The organism is Halorientalis brevis (assembly GCF_023077655.1).
This window is the reverse complement of sequence record NZ_JALLGV010000008.1, coordinates 1-20131: the sequence shown is the minus strand read 5'-3', so window position 1 is coordinate 20131 and position 20131 is coordinate 1. Positions and strand designations below refer to the sequence as shown.

Annotated in this window: 19 protein-coding genes, 1 tRNA gene and 2 rRNA genes; 8 read left to right on the top strand and 14 right to left on the bottom strand. The window is 66.1% G+C overall.

Annotated elements, in window-relative coordinates; genetic code table 11:
- Nucleotides 1–47: 47 nt before the first annotated feature.
- The 7 genes from MU553_RS17935 to MU553_RS17905 all read right to left on the bottom strand — a co-directional run bounded on the left by MU553_RS17935 (nucleotide 48) and on the right by MU553_RS17905 (nucleotide 6254).
- Nucleotides 48–911 carry a hypothetical protein gene (locus tag MU553_RS17935; protein WP_247380185.1) on the bottom strand — a complete coding sequence of 288 codons (864 nt, stop codon included), beginning with the start codon at nucleotides 909–911 and terminating at the stop codon, nucleotides 48–50.
- A 97-nt stretch (nucleotides 912–1008) separates the two neighbouring features.
- Entirely contained in the window at nucleotides 1009–1260 is a 252-nt protein-coding gene (locus tag MU553_RS17930; protein WP_247380183.1) for a UPF0058 family protein, read from the bottom strand.
- Between the two features lie 94 nt (nucleotides 1261–1354).
- Nucleotides 1355–2644: a DUF7405 family protein gene (locus tag MU553_RS17925; RefSeq protein WP_247380181.1), complete on the bottom strand. Its 1290-nt coding sequence runs from the start codon at nucleotides 2642–2644 to the stop codon at nucleotides 1355–1357.
- A complete protein-coding gene (locus MU553_RS17920) occupies nucleotides 2644–3714 on the bottom strand; it encodes a twin-arginine translocation signal domain-containing protein (RefSeq protein ID WP_247380179.1) in 1071 nt (356 codons plus the stop codon). Before MU553_RS17920 ends, MU553_RS17925 begins: the two co-directional genes overlap by 1 nt.
- Before the next feature lie 161 nt (nucleotides 3715–3875).
- Entirely contained in the window at nucleotides 3876–4223 is a 348-nt protein-coding gene (locus MU553_RS17915; RefSeq protein ID WP_247380176.1) for a DUF7471 family protein, read from the bottom strand.
- Nucleotides 4224–4263: 40 nt separating this feature from the next.
- Complete coding sequence (locus MU553_RS17910; RefSeq protein WP_247380174.1) at nucleotides 4264–5181, bottom strand: DUF7282 domain-containing protein; 918 nt, start codon at nucleotides 5179–5181, stop codon at nucleotides 4264–4266.
- Nucleotides 5178–6254 carry a DUF7350 domain-containing protein gene (locus MU553_RS17905; protein WP_247380171.1) on the bottom strand — a complete coding sequence of 359 codons (1077 nt, stop codon included), beginning with the start codon at nucleotides 6252–6254 and terminating at the stop codon, nucleotides 5178–5180. Before MU553_RS17905 ends, MU553_RS17910 begins: the two co-directional genes overlap by 4 nt.
- Nucleotides 6255–6367: 113 nt before the next feature.
- Between MU553_RS17905 and MU553_RS17900 the strand changes: the two genes are divergently transcribed.
- A complete protein-coding gene (locus MU553_RS17900) occupies nucleotides 6368–6580 on the top strand; it encodes a DUF7979 domain-containing protein (RefSeq protein WP_247380168.1) in 213 nt (70 codons plus the stop codon).
- 74 nt (nucleotides 6581–6654) lie between these two features.
- On the opposite strand, the gene MU553_RS17895 is transcribed toward MU553_RS17900, so the two are convergent.
- Nucleotides 6655–7194: a DUF6789 family protein gene (locus MU553_RS17895; RefSeq protein WP_247380166.1), complete on the bottom strand. Its 540-nt coding sequence runs from the start codon at nucleotides 7192–7194 to the stop codon at nucleotides 6655–6657.
- Between the two features lie 192 nt (nucleotides 7195–7386).
- On the opposite strand from MU553_RS17895, the gene coxB reads away from it, so the two are divergent.
- The 5 genes from coxB (at nucleotide 7387) to MU553_RS17870 (ending at nucleotide 13247) form a co-directional block, all read left to right on the top strand.
- Nucleotides 7387–8262: a cytochrome c oxidase subunit II gene (gene coxB, locus MU553_RS17890; protein ID WP_282594364.1), complete on the top strand. Its 876-nt coding sequence runs from the start codon at nucleotides 7387–7389 to the stop codon at nucleotides 8260–8262.
- A 1-nt stretch (nucleotide 8263) separates the two neighbouring features.
- Nucleotides 8264–10873, top strand: a complete 2610-nt coding sequence (locus MU553_RS17885; protein ID WP_247380162.1) for a cbb3-type cytochrome c oxidase subunit I — start codon at nucleotides 8264–8266, stop codon at nucleotides 10871–10873.
- 4 nt (nucleotides 10874–10877) lie between these two features.
- A complete protein-coding gene (locus tag MU553_RS17880; RefSeq protein WP_247380160.1) occupies nucleotides 10878–11150 on the top strand; it encodes a cytochrome C oxidase subunit IV family protein in 273 nt (90 codons plus the stop codon).
- Between the two features lie 120 nt (nucleotides 11151–11270).
- Nucleotides 11271–12563 carry a S8 family peptidase gene (locus MU553_RS17875; RefSeq protein ID WP_247380158.1) on the top strand — a complete coding sequence of 431 codons (1293 nt, stop codon included), beginning with the start codon at nucleotides 11271–11273 and terminating at the stop codon, nucleotides 12561–12563.
- A gap of 66 nt (nucleotides 12564–12629) precedes the next feature.
- Entirely contained in the window at nucleotides 12630–13247 is a 618-nt protein-coding gene (locus tag MU553_RS17870) for an ArsR/SmtB family transcription factor (RefSeq protein WP_247380156.1), read from the top strand.
- Nucleotides 13248–13261: 14 nt separating this feature from the next.
- On the opposite strand, the gene MU553_RS17865 is transcribed toward MU553_RS17870, so the two are convergent.
- From MU553_RS17865 to MU553_RS17855, 3 genes are all read right to left on the bottom strand, one after another.
- Nucleotides 13262–14317, bottom strand: a complete 1056-nt coding sequence (locus tag MU553_RS17865) for a DUF7827 domain-containing protein (RefSeq protein ID WP_247380151.1) — start codon at nucleotides 14315–14317, stop codon at nucleotides 13262–13264.
- Nucleotides 14318–14519: 202 nt separating this feature from the next.
- Nucleotides 14520–14807, bottom strand: coding sequence for a DUF7410 domain-containing protein (locus MU553_RS17860; protein ID WP_247380148.1), 288 nt, complete (start codon nucleotides 14805–14807; stop codon nucleotides 14520–14522).
- Between the two features lie 45 nt (nucleotides 14808–14852).
- Nucleotides 14853–15290, bottom strand: coding sequence for a hypothetical protein (locus tag MU553_RS17855; protein ID WP_247380145.1), 438 nt, complete (start codon nucleotides 15288–15290; stop codon nucleotides 14853–14855).
- 202 nt (nucleotides 15291–15492) lie between these two features.
- Between MU553_RS17855 and MU553_RS17850 the strand changes: the two genes are divergently transcribed.
- Nucleotides 15493–17742 (top strand): NADP-dependent malic enzyme, encoded by a 2250-nt coding sequence (locus MU553_RS17850; RefSeq protein WP_247380142.1) that lies wholly within the window; start codon nucleotides 15493–15495, stop codon nucleotides 17740–17742.
- 201 nt (nucleotides 17743–17943) lie between these two features.
- Nucleotides 17944–19158, top strand: a complete 1215-nt coding sequence (locus MU553_RS17845) for a LolA family protein (RefSeq protein WP_247380139.1) — start codon at nucleotides 17944–17946, stop codon at nucleotides 19156–19158.
- Nucleotides 19159–19426: 268 nt separating this feature from the next.
- Here MU553_RS17845 and MU553_RS17840 read toward each other — a convergent pair.
- The 3 genes from MU553_RS17840 to MU553_RS17830 all read right to left on the bottom strand — a co-directional run.
- A tRNA-Cys gene (locus MU553_RS17840) sits at nucleotides 19427–19503 on the bottom strand.
- Nucleotides 19504–19749: 246 nt separating this feature from the next.
- Nucleotides 19750–19871, bottom strand: a 5S ribosomal RNA gene (rrf, locus tag MU553_RS17835).
- A 115-nt stretch (nucleotides 19872–19986) separates the two neighbouring features.
- Nucleotides 19987–20131, bottom strand: a 23S ribosomal RNA gene (locus tag MU553_RS17830); the annotation flags it as partial.

Sequence of the window (20131 nt, the reverse complement as noted above, 5' to 3'; positions counted from 1 at the left end):
GTCACTCGACGAGCAGCGGACGATTGATCGCGAAAAGCGGTGCGCGATTAGTCCTTGACAGGGAGGTACGCCGTGGCGAGCAGGATGATGGCCGCCAGGAAGCTGATGACGCTAACGCCCCAGAGACCCTTTTTGCGCTCGTCGAAGTAGTCCTGCTTTTCGACCTGTTCCTGGTACGCCCCGTAGTTCGTCGAGAGCTGGACCGTCTCGCCGTCCGGGAAGTGGACGACGCGCGTCTGGCCGTCCGCGAGCGTGACGTTCGCTCCTTCGGCGAGTTGGACGGTGTTCTCCTGGGTGGTCTCCCACACGAGGGTGGCCGACGGCGTCGAGACGTTCCCGGTGACCGTGTCGATGGTCGCCGGCTGGACGGTGCCGTCCTCGGTCGTGTAGTTGTACGTCTGGCCCTCGGAGAACGTCACCGTCTGCGGTTCGCGCAGGTACTCGTTGAGCGGCACCAGCGTGTCGTTGGACGTGAAGACGACCTGCTCCTGTCCGTTCCGGGTGACGGTCTGGTTGTCGACGCGGTCGTCGCTCGCGAGGATGGCGCTGACGTTCAGGTTCTCCTGGAGCGCGAACTGCGACACGTCGGACGTGTTGGCGATCTGGACCTGCCAGGTCTCGTTCTGGTAGGTCGTCTCAGACCCGTTTTCCAGCGTCGCGCTCTCCTGTGCGGACTGGTTCGTCCATGTGAGCGTCCCCTCGGCATCAGAGGCGTTCTCTGCGCTGATCTCCGAGACGATGTACGTCCGTCCGTCGACGGTGATGGGGTCGTTCTGTGAGTACTCCTGTGCGTTGAGTGTTATAGTGGGTTGCTGGGCATTGGCCCCACTGTCCATAGTGACATACGCGTACGATCCCGCCCCGATGACGAGGAAAAGGGCGAAGTATAACGCCGCGGCTCGTCGTTGCATACTCGGAGCGATGGCAGCGCGGCCTTTAACCGTTACTTTTTACGAGAGCAGAAAGACACCGCCCGCAAAGCCGCTCGCAGGCCGTCACAGCGGCCGTTCAGGACGTGAGTGAGCGCTGTGTGTTCTGATTGGCGGTGTCGGCGTCGCCAGCAGCCGACTCGGCCAGCGTCGACGCCAGCGCGGCGACTGCGCGTTCGTGTTCGTTCTTCTGTTCGTACGCGGCAACAGGCGAAACCGCCAGCTCCTCGTACGCCGCGAACGCGTCCGCCGGCACGTCGCCCCGACCCTCGCATTCGGTTCGGACCGCTGTCAGCAACTGGTGGAGGTACAGGAGTTCGTCTTTCCGCATCGGTAGCCAGGCTAAGGGGCCGAACATCCTAAACCGCACGACAGCAGTGGTACCGAAGCGCACGGCCACCGGTGTATCGGCGACGAGCGAGTGGTTACTCGGGCCGGGGCGTCGGCAGCGCGCGATGCCGGACCGGCGGGACGAGGAAGTTCCCCCGACGTTCCGTGAAAATGTACTCCAGGATGCCGTTGTTGACCCGCTGGCGAATGGCCGGGTTGTCGGTGAGGTCGACGCCGTTCATGGCCTGGCGGACCTCCTCGAACGTCGAGATGCGGCGCTGGAGCGAGGGGAAGTGCAGGCTGGCGACGTCGTCGTCGGTCGACTCGAAGTGTCGCCGGAGGGTGCGGACGTTGCCCTCGGCGTCGCGGTTGGCGCGGGCCGCCTTCTGGGCGTGGCCGACGCGGCCGTACTCGCTGGCCTGCTCGCGGACGTCGTCGACGAACTGATCGACGTTGCTGTCGGCACCAAGGTTCGCGCCCACGCCGTCGACGAGGTTCTGCTCGGCGTGGCCGGGGCTGAACATCTCCATGACGCGCTCCTCGAAGTCCTGTTCGACGTACCAGTCGTCGAGGCGCTGGCGGATGTTCGCGACGTGTTTGGTCGTACCGCCCGCGAACGGACCGGAATCGAGCGTCACGTACTCCTCGGTCGCCTGGTTGCCGGCGAAGCCGGCCTTGAACCCCATGAACAGCGGCGACTCCTCGGGAACCGGGTTTGAATCGGGAACCCCGTTCAGGCCGTCCTGGCGTTCGGCCGGCATCCCGGTGCCGACGAAGCCCGTCCGGCGGTCGTCGACGGTCATCGCGTCGGTCAGTTTCGTCTCGACGGCGACGCCGTTGGCCTTCGAGCGCTCGCCCGTGAGGGCTTCTTCGGCTTCGAGCACCACGTCAGCGCGGTCGCTGGCGAGGTGCAACAGGGCGTCCTGCGTGTCGAGCGTCGGTTCCTCGAACGGCGAGAGTCGCTTGGGTTGTGGCAGATCGATGCTCTCGGGGAGGTCGGCGTCGAACCGCTCGAAGTACGACGGAGAGTAGGCGATCGAGTAGACGAGGCCGTCGTTCGAGCGCTCGTAGGCGCGGTCGAGCGTCCACAGGGCGTCCTCGACGGTCTCGCGATCGGCCGCCGTCGGTGTCCCGTCGCGGTTCACGTTCAGGTAGAGCAGCGTCTGGTGACGCGGGAGTTCGACGTTGCCGTGCTCGTCGTGGCGCACGCGGTCGTTCCAGGTGTGCTGACTGTCGGGCAACGCCGAGCGCTTCGAGACGCCCGACGGAACGGGGTCGTTCGCACGGGGCGCCCACCCGAGACAGGCGCTCAGGGCGCTCGCACCCCCGACGGCGACGGCGGTCTTCATGAACTCGCGACGCGGGAGGTCGTCGGACAGATCCATCAGAGCGTCACCTCCACGTCGGGCATCTCCAGGAACGCCGTCTCGTAGCCCTCGTGGCGGGCGACCTGTGGCGGAGTCTGCACCTGCAGCGAGAGCGTATCGCCCGACTCCACCGAGTCGACGACGGCCCCGTAGTGGTAGTTCAGATTGGGATCGAGCGTCCGCGTGAGCGTGTCCGAGAACACCTCCGTGCTGCCCCGAGAGAGCGTCCCGGCGAGAGACATCGCCGGGACGATCATCCGGTTGTAGGGCGTGCGGGCCGAGACGGCGAGGTACTGTCCGGACTGCTCGATGCCCGCCGGCGGCGACTCCAGGACGGACACCACGAGTTCTGCGTCGCCGGTGGTGGCGGTGCCGCGGACCTCACCCGGCAGTTCGGATTTCGTCGGCGCCGTGGAGTTAGGCACCATCTTCATCTCGTGGGGGTCTACGGCTCCCTCGTCACCGGCGTTGTCGAGCGTCCGGTACGCGATTTCGTTGCGCGCTTTCTCGCTGTACTCGAACTCGAGGGTCGCACTCGAGGGTTCGGTAAAGCGGTCCTGGAAGCTCCCGGTCGTCCGCACGCCGTTGTTCGGGATCGCGCCGACGTCGACCTCGACGGCGTACGTCCCGTCGCCCTCGCCCTCGAAGTTCGCCCCGTAGTGAAAGCCCATCGGCTGGGAGAGCATCGGATAGATCGCCTCTTCGGAGACCAGACTGCCGCCCTTGGAGAGAACGACCGAGAGCCCGGTCTCGGGGAGGACGATCCCCGTCTCGGGGTCCCAGACCGTCGCCATCAGGTGGACCATGTCCTCGCTCTGAATCTTCGTGATGTTCGCCTCGGTGACGTCGACGTTCCAGAAGCGGTGGGGGTAGCTGTACATCGCTGCCACCTTGTAGTCACCAGCCGTTCCCATGCCGATCATTTCCATCCCCTCGACGTGGGTCGGGTAGTAGACCGCACTCGGCCGGTTCTCGACGAGCGGTGGCGACCGCACGGACCGCTGTTCGGTCTCCAGCAGCCCGCAGCCAGCCAGCCCCGCCGTTCCAACCAGTCCAGCACCCGCACGAAGTAGACTCCGCCGATTCATTACCCCGGGCTAGACCGTGGAGCAAAAAGCGCGTTCTGGTACGACTCTCGAACCGCCCAGATGATCGTGCAAACGTATAACACACGCTACGTCCGTCCTCGAGCGGTGAATCGGCCACCGGCGAAGGCGAGTTCGACCGTTTCGGGAACGCCTGGGAGGCCTCACTCGTAGGATTCCTCCGGTGGGGACGCACTCGCCGTGCGGGCGGTGTAGACGGCCGCGACGACGAGCGCGGCCATCGCGACGTCGAGTCCGTGTTCGAGCAGATGGTGGGTCTCGTCGGCGATGACGGCGTTCATCGTGAGCACGGCCACGGCCGTGCGGACGAGCAGCGTCGCCAGCGCGAGGGTGACCAACAGGTACGACCACGACTGGCGCCGGACGAGCGCGGCCAGTGCCAGGCCGATGAGGACGCTCGACCCGAGCCCAGCGAGCGCGAGGACGACGGGCAAGAGACCGACCGTAAACGCGGGCGGCACCGCGTGGAGTGTCGACCAGGACAGTGCCATTGGACTCGTACATGAGCGCGAACGGCTTGGGCGTTCGGTTCTATCGTCGGCGGCCGACGATCAGCGCGAGCGCCCCCGCCACGACCGCCGTCAGGACGCCGAAGCCAGCGCCCCCGGCACTCGTGGTCGGCGTGGCCGAGCCAGGTTGGGTCCGAGTCGGAGCGTCCCGACCGCCGTCGCCGGCCGGCGTGTTGACGGCCACACTGGACGTGGTGACGGCTCCGCTCGTCCCGACGGGGCTCGCGACCGGTTCGCCCGCGACGCGGACGACCGGGTCGTCGGCGTCGAAGGTTCCGTCGCCGTCGTCGACGTGGACGGCGACCGACAGGGACGGCCACGTGGACCGGTTCCCGCTGAGATCGACCGGGATGGACACGTTCGCGTGCGTCCCCGCGCGCAGTGCGCGCGACCCGTGGGCGGCCCCCAGGGTTCCGTTGGTTCGCTCGTGGACGACGAGGTGCCCCTGTGCCGGGAGTGCGACGCGCTCGACGAGGAGCGCGCCGTCGGCCCCCGAACCGCCGGCCGTGAGGACGTACCCGGCCCCGTCTCGCTTCCCGACCTGCACTCGTTCACCGGCGGGGCGATCGAACCACCGGAGGAGTTCGTCGTCTGCGGGATCGAACTCGCCGTCGCCGTCGTCGGCGTGCAGGACCGTCCAGACCGTCGCGTTCCCCGAGACGGCGCGCCAGTACGACGCGTCGATCTGGACGGACGTTCCTGTATGGAGGCCCCGGTCGAGCGGCCGAGCGCCGAGCACTCGACCGGGCGTCCCGTCGTCGTCGGCGCGGACGACGAGGTAACCGCGTTCAGTGAGAAAGGCCTGCTCGACGACGACGGTCCCGTTCGCCGACACCTGCGGGTGTGCCGTCGCATGATTCCCGTGTGCGACGGCCAGGCCCGCCATCGTCGCGACCGCGAGCGCGAGCAGACAGCCGACGGCGAGGAGGCGTCTCGTCATAGCGTGAGGTCCATGGCCGGCATCTGCAGGAACGCGCGCTCGTACCCCTCGTGACGGGCGACCTGCGGCGGCGTCTCGACCTGCAACCGGACGGTGTCACCCGACTCGGTCGCCGGAAGCGTGGTCCCGTAGTGGAAGTCCAGTTCCGGATCGAGCGTCCGCGAGAGCGACGTGGCAGTGAGCGTTCGATTCCCACGCGCGTGCGTGATCGACAGCCGCATCCCGGGGACGACGAGCCGGTTGTACGGCGTCCGCGGCGAAACGGCGAGGTACGGGCCGCTCGCCTCGACGCCCGCTGGCGGCGCATCGAGCAGCGTCACGACGAACCGTGCGTCACCGCTCTGGACCGTGCCGACGACCTCGCCCGGCAGTGCCGAACGCTCGGGGGCGCGACCGACGGGCACGCGCATGTCCATCGGTGCGAGCGCACCCGGGTCGCCGCCCTGTTCGACGTCTCGGGAGCTGACGTTCGCTCTGGTCTCGGGCGTGTACGCGAGGTCGATAATCCCGGTGGCCGGCTCGGAGAACCGCCCCCGGAAGGCACCGGTCGTTCGCACGCCGTTCGTCGGGAGCGCGCCCACGCTGACGTCGACGGCGTAGGTCCCGTCGGCCGGGAGCGAGAAGTTCCCGCCGTAGTGAAACCCCATCCGCTGGGAGAGCATCGGGTAGATGACCTCCTCGGAGACCAGCCGGCCGTTCCGCGACAGTTCGACCGACAGGCCGGTCCCCGGGAGCACCGTTCGCGTCTCCGGGTCCCAGACGACGGCCATCAGGTGGACGGAGTCGTCGTCCGCGATCGGGACGGGGCTGCGCTCGGCGTTCGTCACCGTCCAGAACCGATGCGGGATCGTAAACAGGAGGGCCACGGCGTACTCGCCCGCCTCGGTTCGGCCGGCCATCGCCATCCGCTCGACGAACGTCTGCACGTACACCCCGCCGCTAGCGCTGGTATCGGTCGGTGCGGTCGTCGTCGCGGGAGTCGAACTCGTCGTCCCACCGTCGGGACGACTGCACCCGGCCACCAGTGTGGCCGACAGACCGATGCCACGGCGAAGGTATCGCCGTCTGTCCATTCTGCCCGTGTTTCGACGGGAACGGAGTTAGTGATTGTGCTGTCGGCTACCGAGACGTGTCACTACGAAAGAGAGAACATTTATTATAATCCATGACATTGGTAATCACACACATGGCACTCAGTGAGGTCCAGCATTCAGGATGGAGCGTTCGACGCGTCGATTCGGTCGGGGGCGACGACACCGTCCGGCACGTCGACGAACTCTCGGAGGACGAACTGTCCGCGTTTCTCGCAGGCGTAAACGGGGGGTCGATGGGGACTGTGCCGCTCGACGACGGGGACGTGATCGTCTTTACTGACTACTTCCGCGTCGAACGCGACTAGCGACGTCGGGGCCTCTCCTTTCGCGTCGTCAAACCGGTAGTTGCGAGCGGCTGCGCCGGGTCGGAGACCGTCGTTCAGACGAGGGTGTCCGGCCGATCGGCGAGGTAATCGAAGACGGCGCCGAGCGTGAAGCCGTAGGCGAAGTGACTCAGCAGCGTGAGTACGGCGTACAGCGCCAGGATGCCCGTGCTCGTCCCGATGTCGCCGGCAAACGCCAGCACGAATCCGGTCCAGAGGACGAACCCGTAGGGGATGCCCTTGGTCGCGAACTTCGATCCGGGGAGATACTCGGCGGTCGCGGCGAACAGGAGCGGCCAGGTGATCATCCCGCCGGCGAGGAAGATGAGATAGCCCACGGCGAGGGCGTTCCCCGGGAAGATCACGGCCAGGCCGGTCAGTTCCGACAGGATCGCGAACGATTGCATGTCGAAGGCGTTGAGCGTCGAGGCGACGAAGAGCCCGATCGTCATCGCCGCCGTCCCGACTAATCCACCGACGGCACCGATGAGACCGTCCGTCACGATCCCAGCGAGGTGATCGAAGTCGGGTTGGGCGACCTCCCCCTGGACTTCCGGACTCCCGAACTCTTCCGTCCGTTTGTCACTGTCTACCATAGCAAGGTAGTAACGGGCCAGACGAGCAAAAGCATTCCCGAACGAGTCCGGTGAAAGAAACCATTTCCAGATCTACGATTTCCCTACCTCAGCTGGTGTGTTGGTAGGGTACGACTAGTGACGCATGCTAGCATTGCTCTGTTCCCCCAACCCATATAGTCCATGGTGTAGGAGAGCAAGTAGCACACTGCAATGACCCTGGCAGGCACACGCCCTGTCGTTCCGCTGCAACTCGAGCAGATACTGCCACGGGGGACACGTGTCGACGTGTTCACGCAGATCTACTGGGTGTTCCTGGCGCTGGGCACCCTCGTCGGCGTCGTCGTCATCGGCTACATGTTGTACAACGCCTGGAAGTACCGGGACGACGGGCCACGGGACGAATCGACAGTCGACAGACCACAGCTCGGCGAGCTCCCGGAGGGCGGCGGGAAAGGGAGGAAGTTGTTCATCTCGTTTTCGCTGAGCGCCATCATCGTCGTCTCGCTGATCGTCTGGACCTACGCCATGCTGTTGTACGTCGAGCAGGGCACGAGCGCACCCACAGTCGAGGACGGCGGGAGCCAGAACATCAGCGCCGCCGAAGCCGCCCACGGCGACGAGCCGTTCGTCGTCGAGGTGACCGGTATCCGCTTTAGCTGGCAGTACACCTACCCCAACGGCCACACCAACAGCACGTTGACGGTCCCGAGAGACAGGAACGTCACGCTGCGGGTGACCTCCGACGACGTGATGCACAACTTCGGTATCCCCGCGTTCCGGGTCAAAACCGACGCCATCCCGGGGTCGTACACGACCACCTGGTTCCAGGCCGAGCGGACCGGCACGTTCCAGGCGCAGTGTTACGAGCTGTGTGGCTCGGGCCACTCCTACATGACCTCCGACGTCCGGGTCCTCCCGGCGAACCAGTTCGAGACCTGGTACGCGAACACCGGCACCGACGACGGCGAGACCGCTACCGCGAACACCGAGCGTACGACGAACGAGACTGCAGGTGACGGACCCGCAGCGAACGGAACTACCAGCGCGAACGCGACCACGACCGCCTCCCCGGAGGTGACGCCGTAACATGGCCGACCACACAGCCGACAGCGGACGAGACGATCCCGAATCGACGGACGAGAACGGCGCCGAGACTGACGCCGGGCGCCCCGAAGAGGCGGATGGTGGCGTCGTTTCCAGCGAGCTGCCCACTGCGGGCGGCCACAGTCACGAGTCCGACCACGGCCACGAGTTCCCGGGGAAGGAGACGCTGAAACGGTGGTTCGTCACGACGAACCACAAAGACATCGGCGTTCTGTACCTCGTCACGTCGCTGTTTTTCCTGGTGTTCGGCGGCGTCCTCGCGCTGCTCGTGCGCCTCCAGCTCTGGGTTCCCCGCGCGGCCGGCGAGGGGCTGCTGGGTCCCATGGCCTACAATCAGGCCGTCAGCGCCCACGGCCTGTTGATGGTGTTTTTCTTCATCTCGCCCTTCGCCTTCGGGCTCGCGAACTACCTCGTGCCCCTGCAGCTCGGAGCCGACGACCTCGCCTTTCCCCGCCTGAACGCGCTGTCGTACTGGCTGTACCTGTTTTCGGGGCTGCTCTTTGGCGTCTCCTTCTTCCAGGGCCAGACGTTCGCGGGCGGGTGGACGATGTACGCGCCGCTGAACACCCCGGCGTTCATCCCCGATGGCGCACTCGGCGCGACGACCGCCGTGCTGGCGCTCGCGCTGTTCGTCGTGAGCGTGACCGTCTCCTCGGTGAACTTCCTGACCACGATGCACCGGATGCGTGCGGAGGGGTTGACCCTCCGCCGGATGCCCATCTTCAGCTGGACCATCCTGCTCACGGTGTGGATGATGTTGTTCGCGTTCGCGGCGCTGCTGGCCGCGTTCATGATCCTCGCGGCCGACCACATCCTCGGTACTACCTACTTCGCCATGGAGACGGCCGGCGGCACGCTGCTGTGGACCCACCTGTTCTGGTTCTTCGGCCACCCCGAGGTGTACATCGTGTTCTTCCCCGCCCTCGGGGTAATGGCCGAGACGTTCCAGACCTTTACCGGCCAGCGCCTCGTCGGCCGAAAGTGGTTCATCATCGCGATGGTGCTCGTGGCGCTCCAGAGCTTCGTCGTCTGGATGCACCACATGTTCCTCACCTCGATCAACCTGGAGATCAAGACGCTGTTCATGGCGACGACCATCGGCATCTCGCTGCCCTTCGACCTGATGGTCTTCTCGCTCATCTACACCACCATCAAGGGCCGCATCCGCTTTACCACGCCCTTCCTGTTCTCGTTCGGCGCGCTCTTGCTCTTTATCATCGGTGGCATCACCGGCGTCTTCCTCGGCGCGGTCGTGCTGGACTACGAGTTCCGCGGCACCTACTGGGTCGTCGCGCACTTCCACTACGTGATGGTCGGGGGCGCGACCGCCCTCTTCGGCGGCGTCTACTACTGGTTCCCGAAGATCACCGGGAAGATGTACGACGAGACGCTCGGGAAGCTCCACTTCGGGCTGTACTTCGTCGGGTTCAACCTGCTGTACTTCCCGATGTTCCTCGCCTGGCAGACCCCGCGCCGGGTGTTCCAGTACGATCCCGCGTTCACCCAGTGGCACCAGCTCGCGACGGTCGGGGCGTTCGTCCTCGGGTTCTCGTTCCTGGTGATGTTCTACAACCTGTTCACGAGCCTCCACGCGGGCGAGCCCGCCGGCGACAACCCCTGGCGGTACTCGCGGACCGCCGAGTGGGCGGTCTCCTCGCCGCCGCCCCTGGAGAACTTCGACGGGACGCCCACCTACGCCAGCGGCGAACTGGAGTTCCGCCAGCCGAGTGCGAGCGACGCGAGTGCGACGGCCGATGGCGGCAGTTCGGGAGCCGTGAGTGCCGACATCCTCGCCCACGGCGAAGACGACGTCGAGAGCCACGCCAGCGTTTGGCCGTTCGCGCTCGGCCTCTCGGCGTTCGTCCTGCTGCTCGGCGCCTCCGGTATCAGAACCGGTCAGCCCCTCTACCTCGGCCTCACGGGACTGGGGCTGGTCGCCGTGGGCGGGTCGCTGCTCGGACTCACCCGCGAGCGGTTCGCCGGGCCCGAGGGTGGGTTCGGCGAGACCTGGCCGTTCGGCGGCGTCGACAACACGAAACTCGGGGTCTGGATCTTCCTGGCGTCCGACGTGGTGCTGTTCGGCGCGTTCATCGGCGCGTCAGTGTTCCTGCGGGTCGCGGAGGGCTGGACGACCTGGCACCACCTCATCCCCGAGGAACACGTGGTGCTGCCGGGCCTCGTCAACACCTACCTGCTCCTCACGAGCAGTTTCGCCGTCGTGCTGGCGATGGTGTTCGCCGAGAAGGGGAGCCACAAGGGCGTCGTCGCCAGCCTCGTCGCGACGTTCGCGCTCGGCGTGGGCTTCCTGATCAACAAGGCGATGGAGTGGCAACACCTGTTCCACGTCCACTCCGAGCAGTTCCCCCAGGGCTGGGACCTCGGGACGAACGTCGCGTCCTCGACGTTCTACCTGACGACCGGGCTCCACGGCTTACACGTCACCATCGGGCTGCTCATCGCGGGCTACATGATCGTGCGCGCCTGGAACGGGGCGTATCTGGGCGACGACGAACCCATCGAGCTGTTCGGGCTGTACTGGCACTTCGTCGACATCGTCTGGCTGTTCCTGTTCCCGCTGTTCTACATCCTCTAAAACCATGGCACGAACCAAACTGTACGCGGCGGTCTACGTGGTCCTGTTCGTGCTGGCCAGCGTCCAGGCCGGCATCGAGATGTACACCGACCTGCTCGACAGCGCCTACTGGCTTGCGTTCGGGCTCATCGTCGTCCTCTCGGCGGCCAAGGCCGTCGCCGTCGCCGGCTACTATCAGCACCTCCGCTGGGAACCCCGGTCGCTGACTTACCTGTACCTCCTCGCGCTCGGTGGTGCGCTCGCGCTGACGATGGCGGCCTCCTACTCGATCCTCTGACGGGCGAGCGGAACTTTCGGACCGCGATGTTTTTCACCGCGCCTGTGCAGTGTTCGCGACAGTGACGCCGGCCGACGACCGGCCGGTGCCAGCACACCCGTTTCACCAGATCCTCCAACGATGCACAGAAAGCGGCGTCAGCTTGCAGTCGTCGTCGTTGCGGTGCTGACAGCAGCCGCCGGTATCGGCGCGTACGCGGTCGTCACCGAGTCGCCGTCACCACGCACCGACGGGGCTCGCGGACCCGCGATCGATCCGGTCGACGGACTCCGACCCATCCACGACGCCGGGATCACCGGCGAGGGCGTCCGCGTCGGCGTGCTCGATGCGAGCGGCTTCGACACCGATCACGCGGCGCTCTCCGGACGAATCGCGGCCGCCCGATCGTTCGTCCCGAACACCGCTATCGATGCCGTCAGAGACGACGCCCACGGGACGGCCGTCGCCTCCCTGGTCGGTCGCGTCGCGCCCGACGCCGACCTGTATCTCGCGTCGTTTGACGACGCCAGCGGCTATCGGCGCGGGATCGACTGGCTGCTCGCACAGGACGTCGACGTCATCGTCGCGCCGGTGTCGTTCTACGGGAAGCGCGGCGACGGATCGACGCGCGTCTCCCTGGCCGCGACGAGAGCCGTGAGACGCGACGTCGTGTTCGTCGCCTCGGCGGGGAACCTCGCGACCGGATACTGGCACGGCCCCTACAGAGACGTCAGGAACGGTCGGCTCCAGTTCGAAGGCGGGCCGTTCAACCGCCTCCGCGGCGGCCGAACGGTGACGCTGTGGCTCTCCTGGGAACGGGCCCACCGCGAGGAGTCGTACACGCTAGAACTCTACCGCGAAACGGAGGACGGACGCGAGCGCGTCGCTACCTCGCGCCCGTACCGGGGAGACGCCGTGCCGAACGAGCGCATCGTGACCGAGCTCGCGCCCAACGAGCGGTACTCGGTCGCCGTCCGGGGACCCGCGAACGCGACGGCGACGCGGCTGTCGATCTCGTCTCCGACACATTCGCTGCAGTTCAGCCGCCCGCGGAGCAGCATCACCGCACCGGCGACCGCCAGAGGCGTCCTCGCAGTCGGAGCCTGGGACCGACAGGCTGCGGCGGTAGAGCCATACAGCGGCCGCGGGCCGACGACGGACGGCAGACCGGGAATCGACGTGGTCGCCCCAGATCAACTGGAAGCGGCCGGAGAACCCGAGGGGCTCCTCGGGTCGTCGGCTGCTGGACCGTACGTCGGTGGGGTCGCCGCGCTGCTCCGCCAGGTCGACCCGGACAGCAGTCCGGAAGAAGTCGAACGGCTCCTCGAACGGACCGCGGTCGACGTCAGCCCGGACGGTCCCGATCCGCGATCCGGGCACGGGTACGTCAGACCCGCCACCGCCGTCGCAAACGCCCGAAACGCGACGGAGTAAAAACCGGCTTTTAGCTATGGACAGCCCTTTGTGCACAGTCCGCCACGCAAACCACAGCGAACACACATGTCAGGAGGGATCGATCGACTCCAGCAACGAAGCGCGACGCCGAACGCGGACGCTCGCGTCCTCGAGTTCGCCGACGAGGACGCCACAGAGATACTCGACGCGCTCTCCTCGGAGACGAGCAGGCAGATTCTGACGGCGCTGTTCGAGGAATCGATGACGCCCTCCGAAGTCGCGACCAGCGTCGACACCTCCGTGCAGAACGTTCACTACCACCTGTCGAAGCTGGAAGACGCCGACTTGATCGAACGGATCGAGACGGTCTACTCGGAGAAAGGCAACGAGATGCACGTGTATGGACCGACGAGCGATCCGCTCGTGTTCGTCGGCGACGACGACCGACTGCCGAACGTCCGTCAGTCGCTCGTGCAGGCGGTCAGCGGCCTCGGACTGCTCGGAATCGCGAGTCTCTGCGTGCAGTGGGCCGCGGAACGGCTGTATCGACGTGAGAGCGCGACTCCCGGAACAGTCGGCTCGGCGGGGACGACGCCGGGCCACCCCGGGTCGGAAAGCGAACTCACCCGACTCGTGTTCGAGGTGTTCGAACCGGGACTCGTCTTTTTCGTCATCTGTCTCGTGATCGCTGCCGTCGTCGCTCTCACAGTCGGGCGAGAATAGACGGGGCGCGCCGGTCAGATTCGGAAGAGGCCAGTCAGCAGGCCGACGCCCGCGATCGCCAGGAGGGCACCGATCCCGAGGACGGGAACCGAGCCCAAGGCACCGGTCGACGCGTCCGAACCGTTCGGCGTGGCAGTTCCGGACGCCGCCGTTTCGTTGCGCTCAGTTAGCTGTAGCAACGCGTAGGCGGGGGACGCGTCGGTTGCGCCCTCACCGCGGTGCAACGTCAGCTCGTAGACGCCGGAGGGCAGGCCGTCACGTCGAACGGTCTCGTTCATTCGCTCGTCCTCGACGCGGACGGTATCGGCCGCCGCGTCGCTCTCGAACGTCGGGACGTCGATCCCGACCGCGGCAGGGTCGAAAACGGCTACGACGCGTCCGTCACCGTTCCCGTCACGGACGGTCACCGTCGCCCGATAGGACACGTTCTCGTACCCCTCCGCGCTGACTGAGAGCGTGGCTGCGCCGCCCTCGCTCACCGACATCGGGATACGTGACACCTCGTTTCGCTCCACGGAGACGAGGTCCCGCTCGAACTGAACGATCTCGACACTCCCTCCAGGGGCTGTCCGATCGGACCGCTCACCCACGGGCACGTCGAAGAGTTTGAGCGTCCCCGTGACCGGCGCTGCGGAGGGATTCGCCGCAGGAGCGGCTTCGACGGGGTAGCTGGCGACGTCGAGCGGTGGATCGGCGCCCGGCTCGGTCTCCGACAGGTTACTCCCGGCGTCGGGGTCCTCGACGAACAGCGTGGTCTCGCTCGTCATCGCGTCGTAGGTGTCGAACAGGACGACCGCTCGACCGTCGTCGTTCTCGTCGTGCACCGTCACGTTGATCTGGTAATTGACGTCCGGGCCGCCGATGCGGACGCGGACCGCGTCGGCCTCCCCGAACGAGATCGGAATGCGGACCGTCTCGCCGGCTTCGGTCTTCACGACGTCGGGAACAGAGATTCCGTCTGCAGCGCCCGTCTCGTTGGCGGCCGGCGCCGCACTCGCGGTCCCCGCCAGTGCGGGGAGACCGACCGCGACGACGAGCGCAGTCGCGACCAGGAATCGAACGCTGCTCATCGTCTCTCCTCCCGGCGCGGAGTCGTTAGCTGGCTGTACCTCACGGCGGAACACCGTCGGCGGGAGCCGTGCTGTGGAGGGCGTCCAACCATTGCACTCCGAAGTGATGACGGCTCGAAGATAATGTCAACGTAAGCTTAAAAGCTGCTTATACGCGCTCCGCTGCACGGAAGCGGTACCAGCGACGGACAGCCACACCGCATCAGACGCCACCTGACAGCACGACCATGTACACGATGATCGTAGCTGCGTACAGCACCACCAGCACCGCGATCACCCGCAGGTGATACAGAAACAGGTCGTCCCCCTCTTCGTCTGCAGCCCGTTCGTACGCCTCGCGTTCCCGGTCTGTCACCTCCCCGGGGTGTGCTTTGCCGAGGTGGAGGTCGCGCAGTCGCTCGCGCGCAAACGGTCTGTCGCAGTGCGGACAGCAGGCTGCGGGCGTCTCGTCGTCGGGCACGCGCGTCGTCGCCTGCACGGTGTCGGTCATCGGACGGGGGAACTGGTCCGGAGGCGCGTCACGGCTCGCCGGGACTCAGACGATCTCCAGCAATCGAAAGACGATGCCGAGCACGAACAGCAGTCCGGCAACCCAGGCAGCGACCGCCAGGGCGGCCGGCCTGTGGAGACCGCGATACCGGGCGGCGTGGTAGAACCCCCAGCAGAGATACACCAGCACCGCACCAGCCAGAAGTCCGACCAACAGCGTCCCGAACCCAGACGGGACGATCGGGAGCGCCATTCCGGTAACGACCAACAGCGTGCCGCCGACGCCGGCGGCTACCAGCAGGAGAAACGCCAGCGACCAGACCAGCGGGTCACCGGCGACTCGCTGCATTCGTCCCGTCGCTGGCTGTCCCCCGTCAGTTCTCACCGGTCGGTCCGTCCCGCGACGCCTCGTCGCCGTCACGCCGATCGCGACGAGCAACCCACCCATCACGAGTCCACTCGCTGCAAAGCTGAGCTGTCCCATTGGTGGCCCCCGTGGTAACTCCACGCAAGGTACGACGTGCCACGACTTAATGGTTCGCCAGGTCGCCCGATCCGGACGACCTCGTCGCCGCCGTCGAGGACGCCGGTTACGACGCCACCGTTTGACGTTCGTCCAGTTCTCGGGTGGGAACTGTCCCCGTGTTTCAGGTTCGATTTTTCACCCCGCACCTCCAGGCACCTGTATGGGACTCGACGAGGACGCACTGGAGTATCACCGGGAAGACCCACCAGGGAAGATCGAGATCGCGACGACGAAATCCACCAGCACACAGCGAGACCTGAGTCTCGCGTACTCGCCCGGCGTCGCAGCGCCCTGCCGGGCGATCCACGAGGACCCCACCGAGGCGTACACGTACACGGCCAAAGGGAACCTCGTCGGCGTGGTCTCGAACGGGTCGGCGGTGCTGGGTCTCGGCGACATCGGCGCGCAGGCCTCGAAACCCGTCATGGAGGGCAAGGGCGTCCTCTTCAAGCGCTTCGCGGACATCGACGTGTTCGACGTCGAGTACGACTTCGACGACCCGGAACTGTTCGTCGACGCCGTCGCCGGGATGGGGCCGACCTTCGGCGGGATCAATCTGGAGGACATCAAGGCCCCGGAGTGTTTCGAGATCGAAGAGCGACTCCGCGAGCGGATGGACATTCCCGTGTTCCACGACGACCAGCACGGCACCGCCATCATCACGGGCGCGGCGCTGCTCAACGCTACCCACATCAGCGGGAAGGACCTCGCTGACCTCGACGTCACCTTCGCCGGCGCCGGGGCAGCCGCGACCGCCACAGCCCGGTTCTACGTCTCGCTGGGCGTCCCTCGTGAGCAGATCACGATGTGTGACGAACACGGTATCCTCACCACCGATCGGGACGACCTGAGCGAGTACACCGAGCCGTTCGCCAAGCCACCCGCAGAGGGCGGCGACCTCGCGGACGCGATGGACGGCGCCGACGCCTTCGTCGGCCTCTCGGTCGGCGGCATCGTCAGCCAGGAGATGGTCGCGTCGATGGCCGACGACCCGATCATCTTCGCGATGGCCAACCCGGATCCCGAGATCGCGTACCCGGAGGCGAAAGCCGCCCGCGACGACACGGTCATCATGGCCACGGGCCGGTCGGACTACCCCAACCAGGTCAACAACGTGCTGGGCTTCCCGTTCATCTTCAGGGGTGCGCTCGACGTGCGCGCCAAAGAGATCAACGAGGAGATGAAAGTCGCTGCAGCCGAGGCCATCGCGGAACTCGCACGCAAGGACGTCCCCGACGTGGTGCGGAAGGCCTACGACGACCAGCCGCTGCAGTTCGGCCCCGATTACATCATCCCGAAACCGCTGGACTCGCGCGTCCTCTTCGAGGTCGCGACGGCCGTCGCCCAGGCCGCCATGGACAGCGGCGCCGCGCGGCTCGAAATCGAACCCGCGGCGTACCGCGAGCGCCTGGAGGCCCGCCTCGGGAAGTCCCGGGAAATGATGCGGGTCATCCTCAATCAGGCACAGAACGATCCCAAGCGCGTCGTCCTCGCAGAGGGCGACGACGAGAAGATGATCCGGGCGGCCCACCAGCTCACCGAGGAAGGCATCGCCGAGCCCGTCCTCGTGGGCGACCGCGAGCACATCTGGGCGAGTTTGGAGTCGCTCGCGCTCGACTTCGACCCGGAGATCGTCGATCCCGAAGCCGACCACCTCGCCCCCTACGCCGACCGCCTGTACGAACTCCGCAAGCGCAAGGGCATCACCCGCTCTGAGGCGGCCGAACTCATCCAGAACGGGAACTACCTCGCGAGCGTGCTCGTCGAGATGGGCGACGCCGACGCGATGCTCACCGGCCTGATGCACAACTATCCCGACGCGCTCCGGCCACCGCTCCAGGTCGTCGGGACCGCCAGCGACACCGACTACGCGGCCGGCGTGTACATGCTCACGTTCAAGAACCGCGTCGTGTTCTGCGCCGACACCACCGTCAACCAGGACCCCGACGAGGACGTCCTCGCCGAAGTCACCCGCCACACGGCCGACCTGGCCCGCCGGTTCAACGTCGAGCCCCGGGCGGCCCTGCTCTCCTACTCCGATTTCGGCTCCGTCGACAACCCGGGCACGGCCAAACCTCGCCGTGCTGCCCAGCAACTGCGCGCCGACCCAGACGTGGACTTCCCGGTCGACGGGGAGATGCAGGCCGACACCGCCGTCGTCGAGGAGATGCTCACCGGCGAGTACGACTTCGCCGAGATCGACGCGCCCGCGAACGTCCTCGTGTTCCCGAACCTCGAAGCCGGCAACATCGCGTACAAACTCCTCCAGCGGCTGGGCGGTGCCGGCGCGATCGGCCCGATGCTGGTCGGCATGGACAAGCCCGTCCACGTCCTCCAGCGCGGCGACGAAGTCAACGACATCGTGAACCTCGCCGCCGTCGCGGTCGTGGACGCACAAAATAACACGTAGTTCAAGCATCGGCGACGAGGACCACGAGGTGCGAACGACGTGATGCACCTCGAAAGCCGAGCGGCGTAGCCGCGAGGACCAGCGGTCCGAGTCGCCGCTTTTTCGCCCACGTTTTTGCGCGAGTGGTGTGCGAAGCGCACCCGAGCGGAAAAACGTAGGTTGGCAAGATATATTTCACGAGCCATACTTGGTAATTGACGAATGCACCCGGACACCGTCTCCCCGTCTGCGGTCCTCAAAGCCGTCGTCGTCGTCGGCGTCCTGGCAGGGGCCGCGATCGCGTTCGTTCCGTTGGGTGCCGAGACCGCACCGAACCAGTCGCGGTTCGGTGACCACGCCGCTACCCAGGTGGCGACGATCGACGGCATCGACGCGACGGTCGTCACCGTCATCGAACGCGAGAACGGGACGAGTCGGTCGGTCGAGCGCGTCCAGTTGCGCCCAGCCACTGGCGAATTCCGTGCTGTGCTCGTCTCCAGCACGGAGCACCGCTGGGACCGACGCGTCTCGAACGGGTCGCACCTGTGGCTGTACGACCGCGACGAGAACGAAGTCGACCGAATCGACCTCTCACCGCGAGCGGACGCGAACGGGACGTCCGTCCGACGGCTCCAGCGCCTACTCGAGCGTCTCGACCGAACGCGAGCGCCGGCAACGCCAGCGACGACGCCGACGCCAGGCATCCAGCCACTGCCTGCCGTCCCCAGCGCCGGCACGAGCGGCGCCAGCGTGGCTAGGGGTGGCGCCTTGGACGCGACGTACGTCAGCAACGAGACGGTCGCCGGGCGCGCCACGTATCTCGTCCAGCTGCAGTCGAACTCGTCGAGCGACGCCGCGATGGTCACGAACTACACGCAGCGACTCTGGCTCGACGCCGAGTACTTTTACCCCCTGAAACGCCAGACGTCGTGGCGACGAGGCGGTGACCGGACGCAGATCACCACGACGTACCGGAACGTCACGTTCAATCCCGGTCTGGACGACGAGGCGTTCCGCTTCGACCCACCCGCCGACGCGACAGTCGACGCGTCCGGCGGCCACTATCAGGAGACCTACGGCTCGCTTTCGGCCCTCCAGCGTGCTGCGTCGACGTCGGTGCCAGTCCCCGACGTTCCGAAGGGCTTCGAGTTGGCCTACACCTCCAGGACGACGATTCCCGGCCGCGTCAAGAGCGTCGGGCTCCGGTACGTCAACGCGACCGCATCACTCGCCATCTCGAAGAGCAATCTGACCTGGTACGAACCAGAGACCACGAACGACTCCGTCTCGATCGACGGCCGGACAGGTGAGTTCCGCAATCTCGGCCCGAAACAGGTCGTCTCCTGGTCGTGTGATGGCTGGCGGTACTCAGTTACCGGTCGCGGTCTCCGGAAACCCCTCTTGATCGACGTGGCTGAATCCGTGACCTGTGAATGACCGCTCGCGTCGAGCAGTGACGTCGTGCTTCGAACTCACGTGACAGCCGCGACTCACGGATTACTCGCGGGTGAAATCCGGAAGCGAAGTTGAACCACAGTCGCAGCGACGCCGCCCCTCGTTGCAAAGCGGTTGGTGGTTTGGATCTCGCTGCTGGGGTGAACGCAGAAAGCCAAGGGCCGGATTTGAACCTCGGTCACAGCAAAGCTGTTCTCTGCTTCAAATCGGTTGCTGGTTCTTGTCGCTCACGGATTGTTCGCGACACAGAAGCCAAGGGCCGGATTTGAACCGGCGGGGGTTCCGCTCTGCAGGCGGATGCGTTGGGCCAGACTCTGCCACCTTGGCACGGTTTATTCTTACCGAGGAGCCAGTTTAAGCATAGCGGTCTTGGTCGGACAGGCGTGGCCAGTGAACGCTCGCCCATCTCCGACAGGACCAACACAGTCGTCTTCACCACGTCGCTGCTGATCTCCTTCACGACTGACGGCACTGGTCGTCGTCACAGAGAACTCCCCCAGCGAACGCTGGTGGGGTTCGAAATGAACCGACCCCCATCCGGCCGCTGCCGGATGAGGGTCGAAAGAGTATGAGTGGAGGCGGCGAATCGGGTCTCCCAGAGGCTCGCGCACTCCAGTAGGCCCCGAAACGCAGGTGGGCTTAACTTCCGTGTTCGGGATGGGTACGGGTGGAACCCCACCGCTGTGGCCGCCTTAACGCCGACTCGCGGAATCGAACCGCGACAGTGCCAATGTCGGTGGTTGAGGACTGTGTAATACGTGCGATCCAGATAGCGCCTGGACTCGTGTGGAATCGAGTCTCAATGCGGTATGATTGGTGGCTTCGATCAGTTAGTGCTCGCGGGCTAAACACCTCGTCACCTCGGTGCGTACACCCCGAGTCTATCGACCTCGTCTTCTACGAGTGATCTCGGCGGTACCTCTTTTCCAGGTGGGTTTCGAGCTTAGATGCGTTC

Bases quoted from the DNA above. Each gene is read 5' to 3' on its own strand.
- MU553_RS17895 (WP_247380166.1), bottom strand. From the start codon at position 7,194: ATGGTAGACAGTGACAAACGGACGGAAGAGTTCGGGAGTCCGGAAGTC.
- MU553_RS17850 (WP_247380142.1), top strand. From the start codon at position 15,493: ATGGGACTCGACGAGGACGCACTGGAGTATCACCGGGAAGACCCACCA.
- MU553_RS17885 (WP_247380162.1), top strand. From the start codon at position 8,264: ATGGCCGACCACACAGCCGACAGCGGACGAGACGATCCCGAATCGACG.
- MU553_RS17920 (WP_247380179.1), bottom strand. From the start codon at position 3,714: ATGAATCGGCGGAGTCTACTTCGTGCGGGTGCTGGACTGGTTGGAACG.
- MU553_RS17935 (WP_247380185.1), bottom strand. From the start codon at position 911: ATGCAACGACGAGCCGCGGCGTTATACTTCGCCCTTTTCCTCGTCATC.
- MU553_RS17905 (WP_247380171.1), bottom strand. From the start codon at position 6,254: ATGGACAGACGGCGATACCTTCGCCGTGGCATCGGTCTGTCGGCCACA.
- MU553_RS17875 (WP_247380158.1), top strand. From the start codon at position 11,271: ATGCACAGAAAGCGGCGTCAGCTTGCAGTCGTCGTCGTTGCGGTGCTG.
- MU553_RS17865 (WP_247380151.1), bottom strand. From the start codon at position 14,317: ATGAGCAGCGTTCGATTCCTGGTCGCGACTGCGCTCGTCGTCGCGGTC.
- MU553_RS17915 (WP_247380176.1), bottom strand. From the start codon at position 4,223: ATGGCACTGTCCTGGTCGACACTCCACGCGGTGCCGCCCGCGTTTACG.
- MU553_RS17845 (WP_247380139.1), top strand. From the start codon at position 17,944: ATGCACCCGGACACCGTCTCCCCGTCTGCGGTCCTCAAAGCCGTCGTC.
- MU553_RS17855 (WP_247380145.1), bottom strand. From the start codon at position 15,290: ATGGGACAGCTCAGCTTTGCAGCGAGTGGACTCGTGATGGGTGGGTTG.
- MU553_RS17900 (WP_247380168.1), top strand. From the start codon at position 6,368: ATGGCACTCAGTGAGGTCCAGCATTCAGGATGGAGCGTTCGACGCGTC.
- MU553_RS17930 (WP_247380183.1), bottom strand. From the start codon at position 1,260: ATGCGGAAAGACGAACTCCTGTACCTCCACCAGTTGCTGACAGCGGTC.
- MU553_RS17860 (WP_247380148.1), bottom strand. From the start codon at position 14,807: ATGACCGACACCGTGCAGGCGACGACGCGCGTGCCCGACGACGAGACG.
- MU553_RS17910 (WP_247380174.1), bottom strand. From the start codon at position 5,181: ATGACGAGACGCCTCCTCGCCGTCGGCTGTCTGCTCGCGCTCGCGGTC.
- MU553_RS17925 (WP_247380181.1), bottom strand. From the start codon at position 2,644: ATGGATCTGTCCGACGACCTCCCGCGTCGCGAGTTCATGAAGACCGCC.
- MU553_RS17870 (WP_247380156.1), top strand. From the start codon at position 12,630: ATGTCAGGAGGGATCGATCGACTCCAGCAACGAAGCGCGACGCCGAAC.
- MU553_RS17880 (WP_247380160.1), top strand. From the start codon at position 10,878: ATGGCACGAACCAAACTGTACGCGGCGGTCTACGTGGTCCTGTTCGTG.
- coxB (WP_282594364.1), top strand. From the start codon at position 7,387: ATGACCCTGGCAGGCACACGCCCTGTCGTTCCGCTGCAACTCGAGCAG.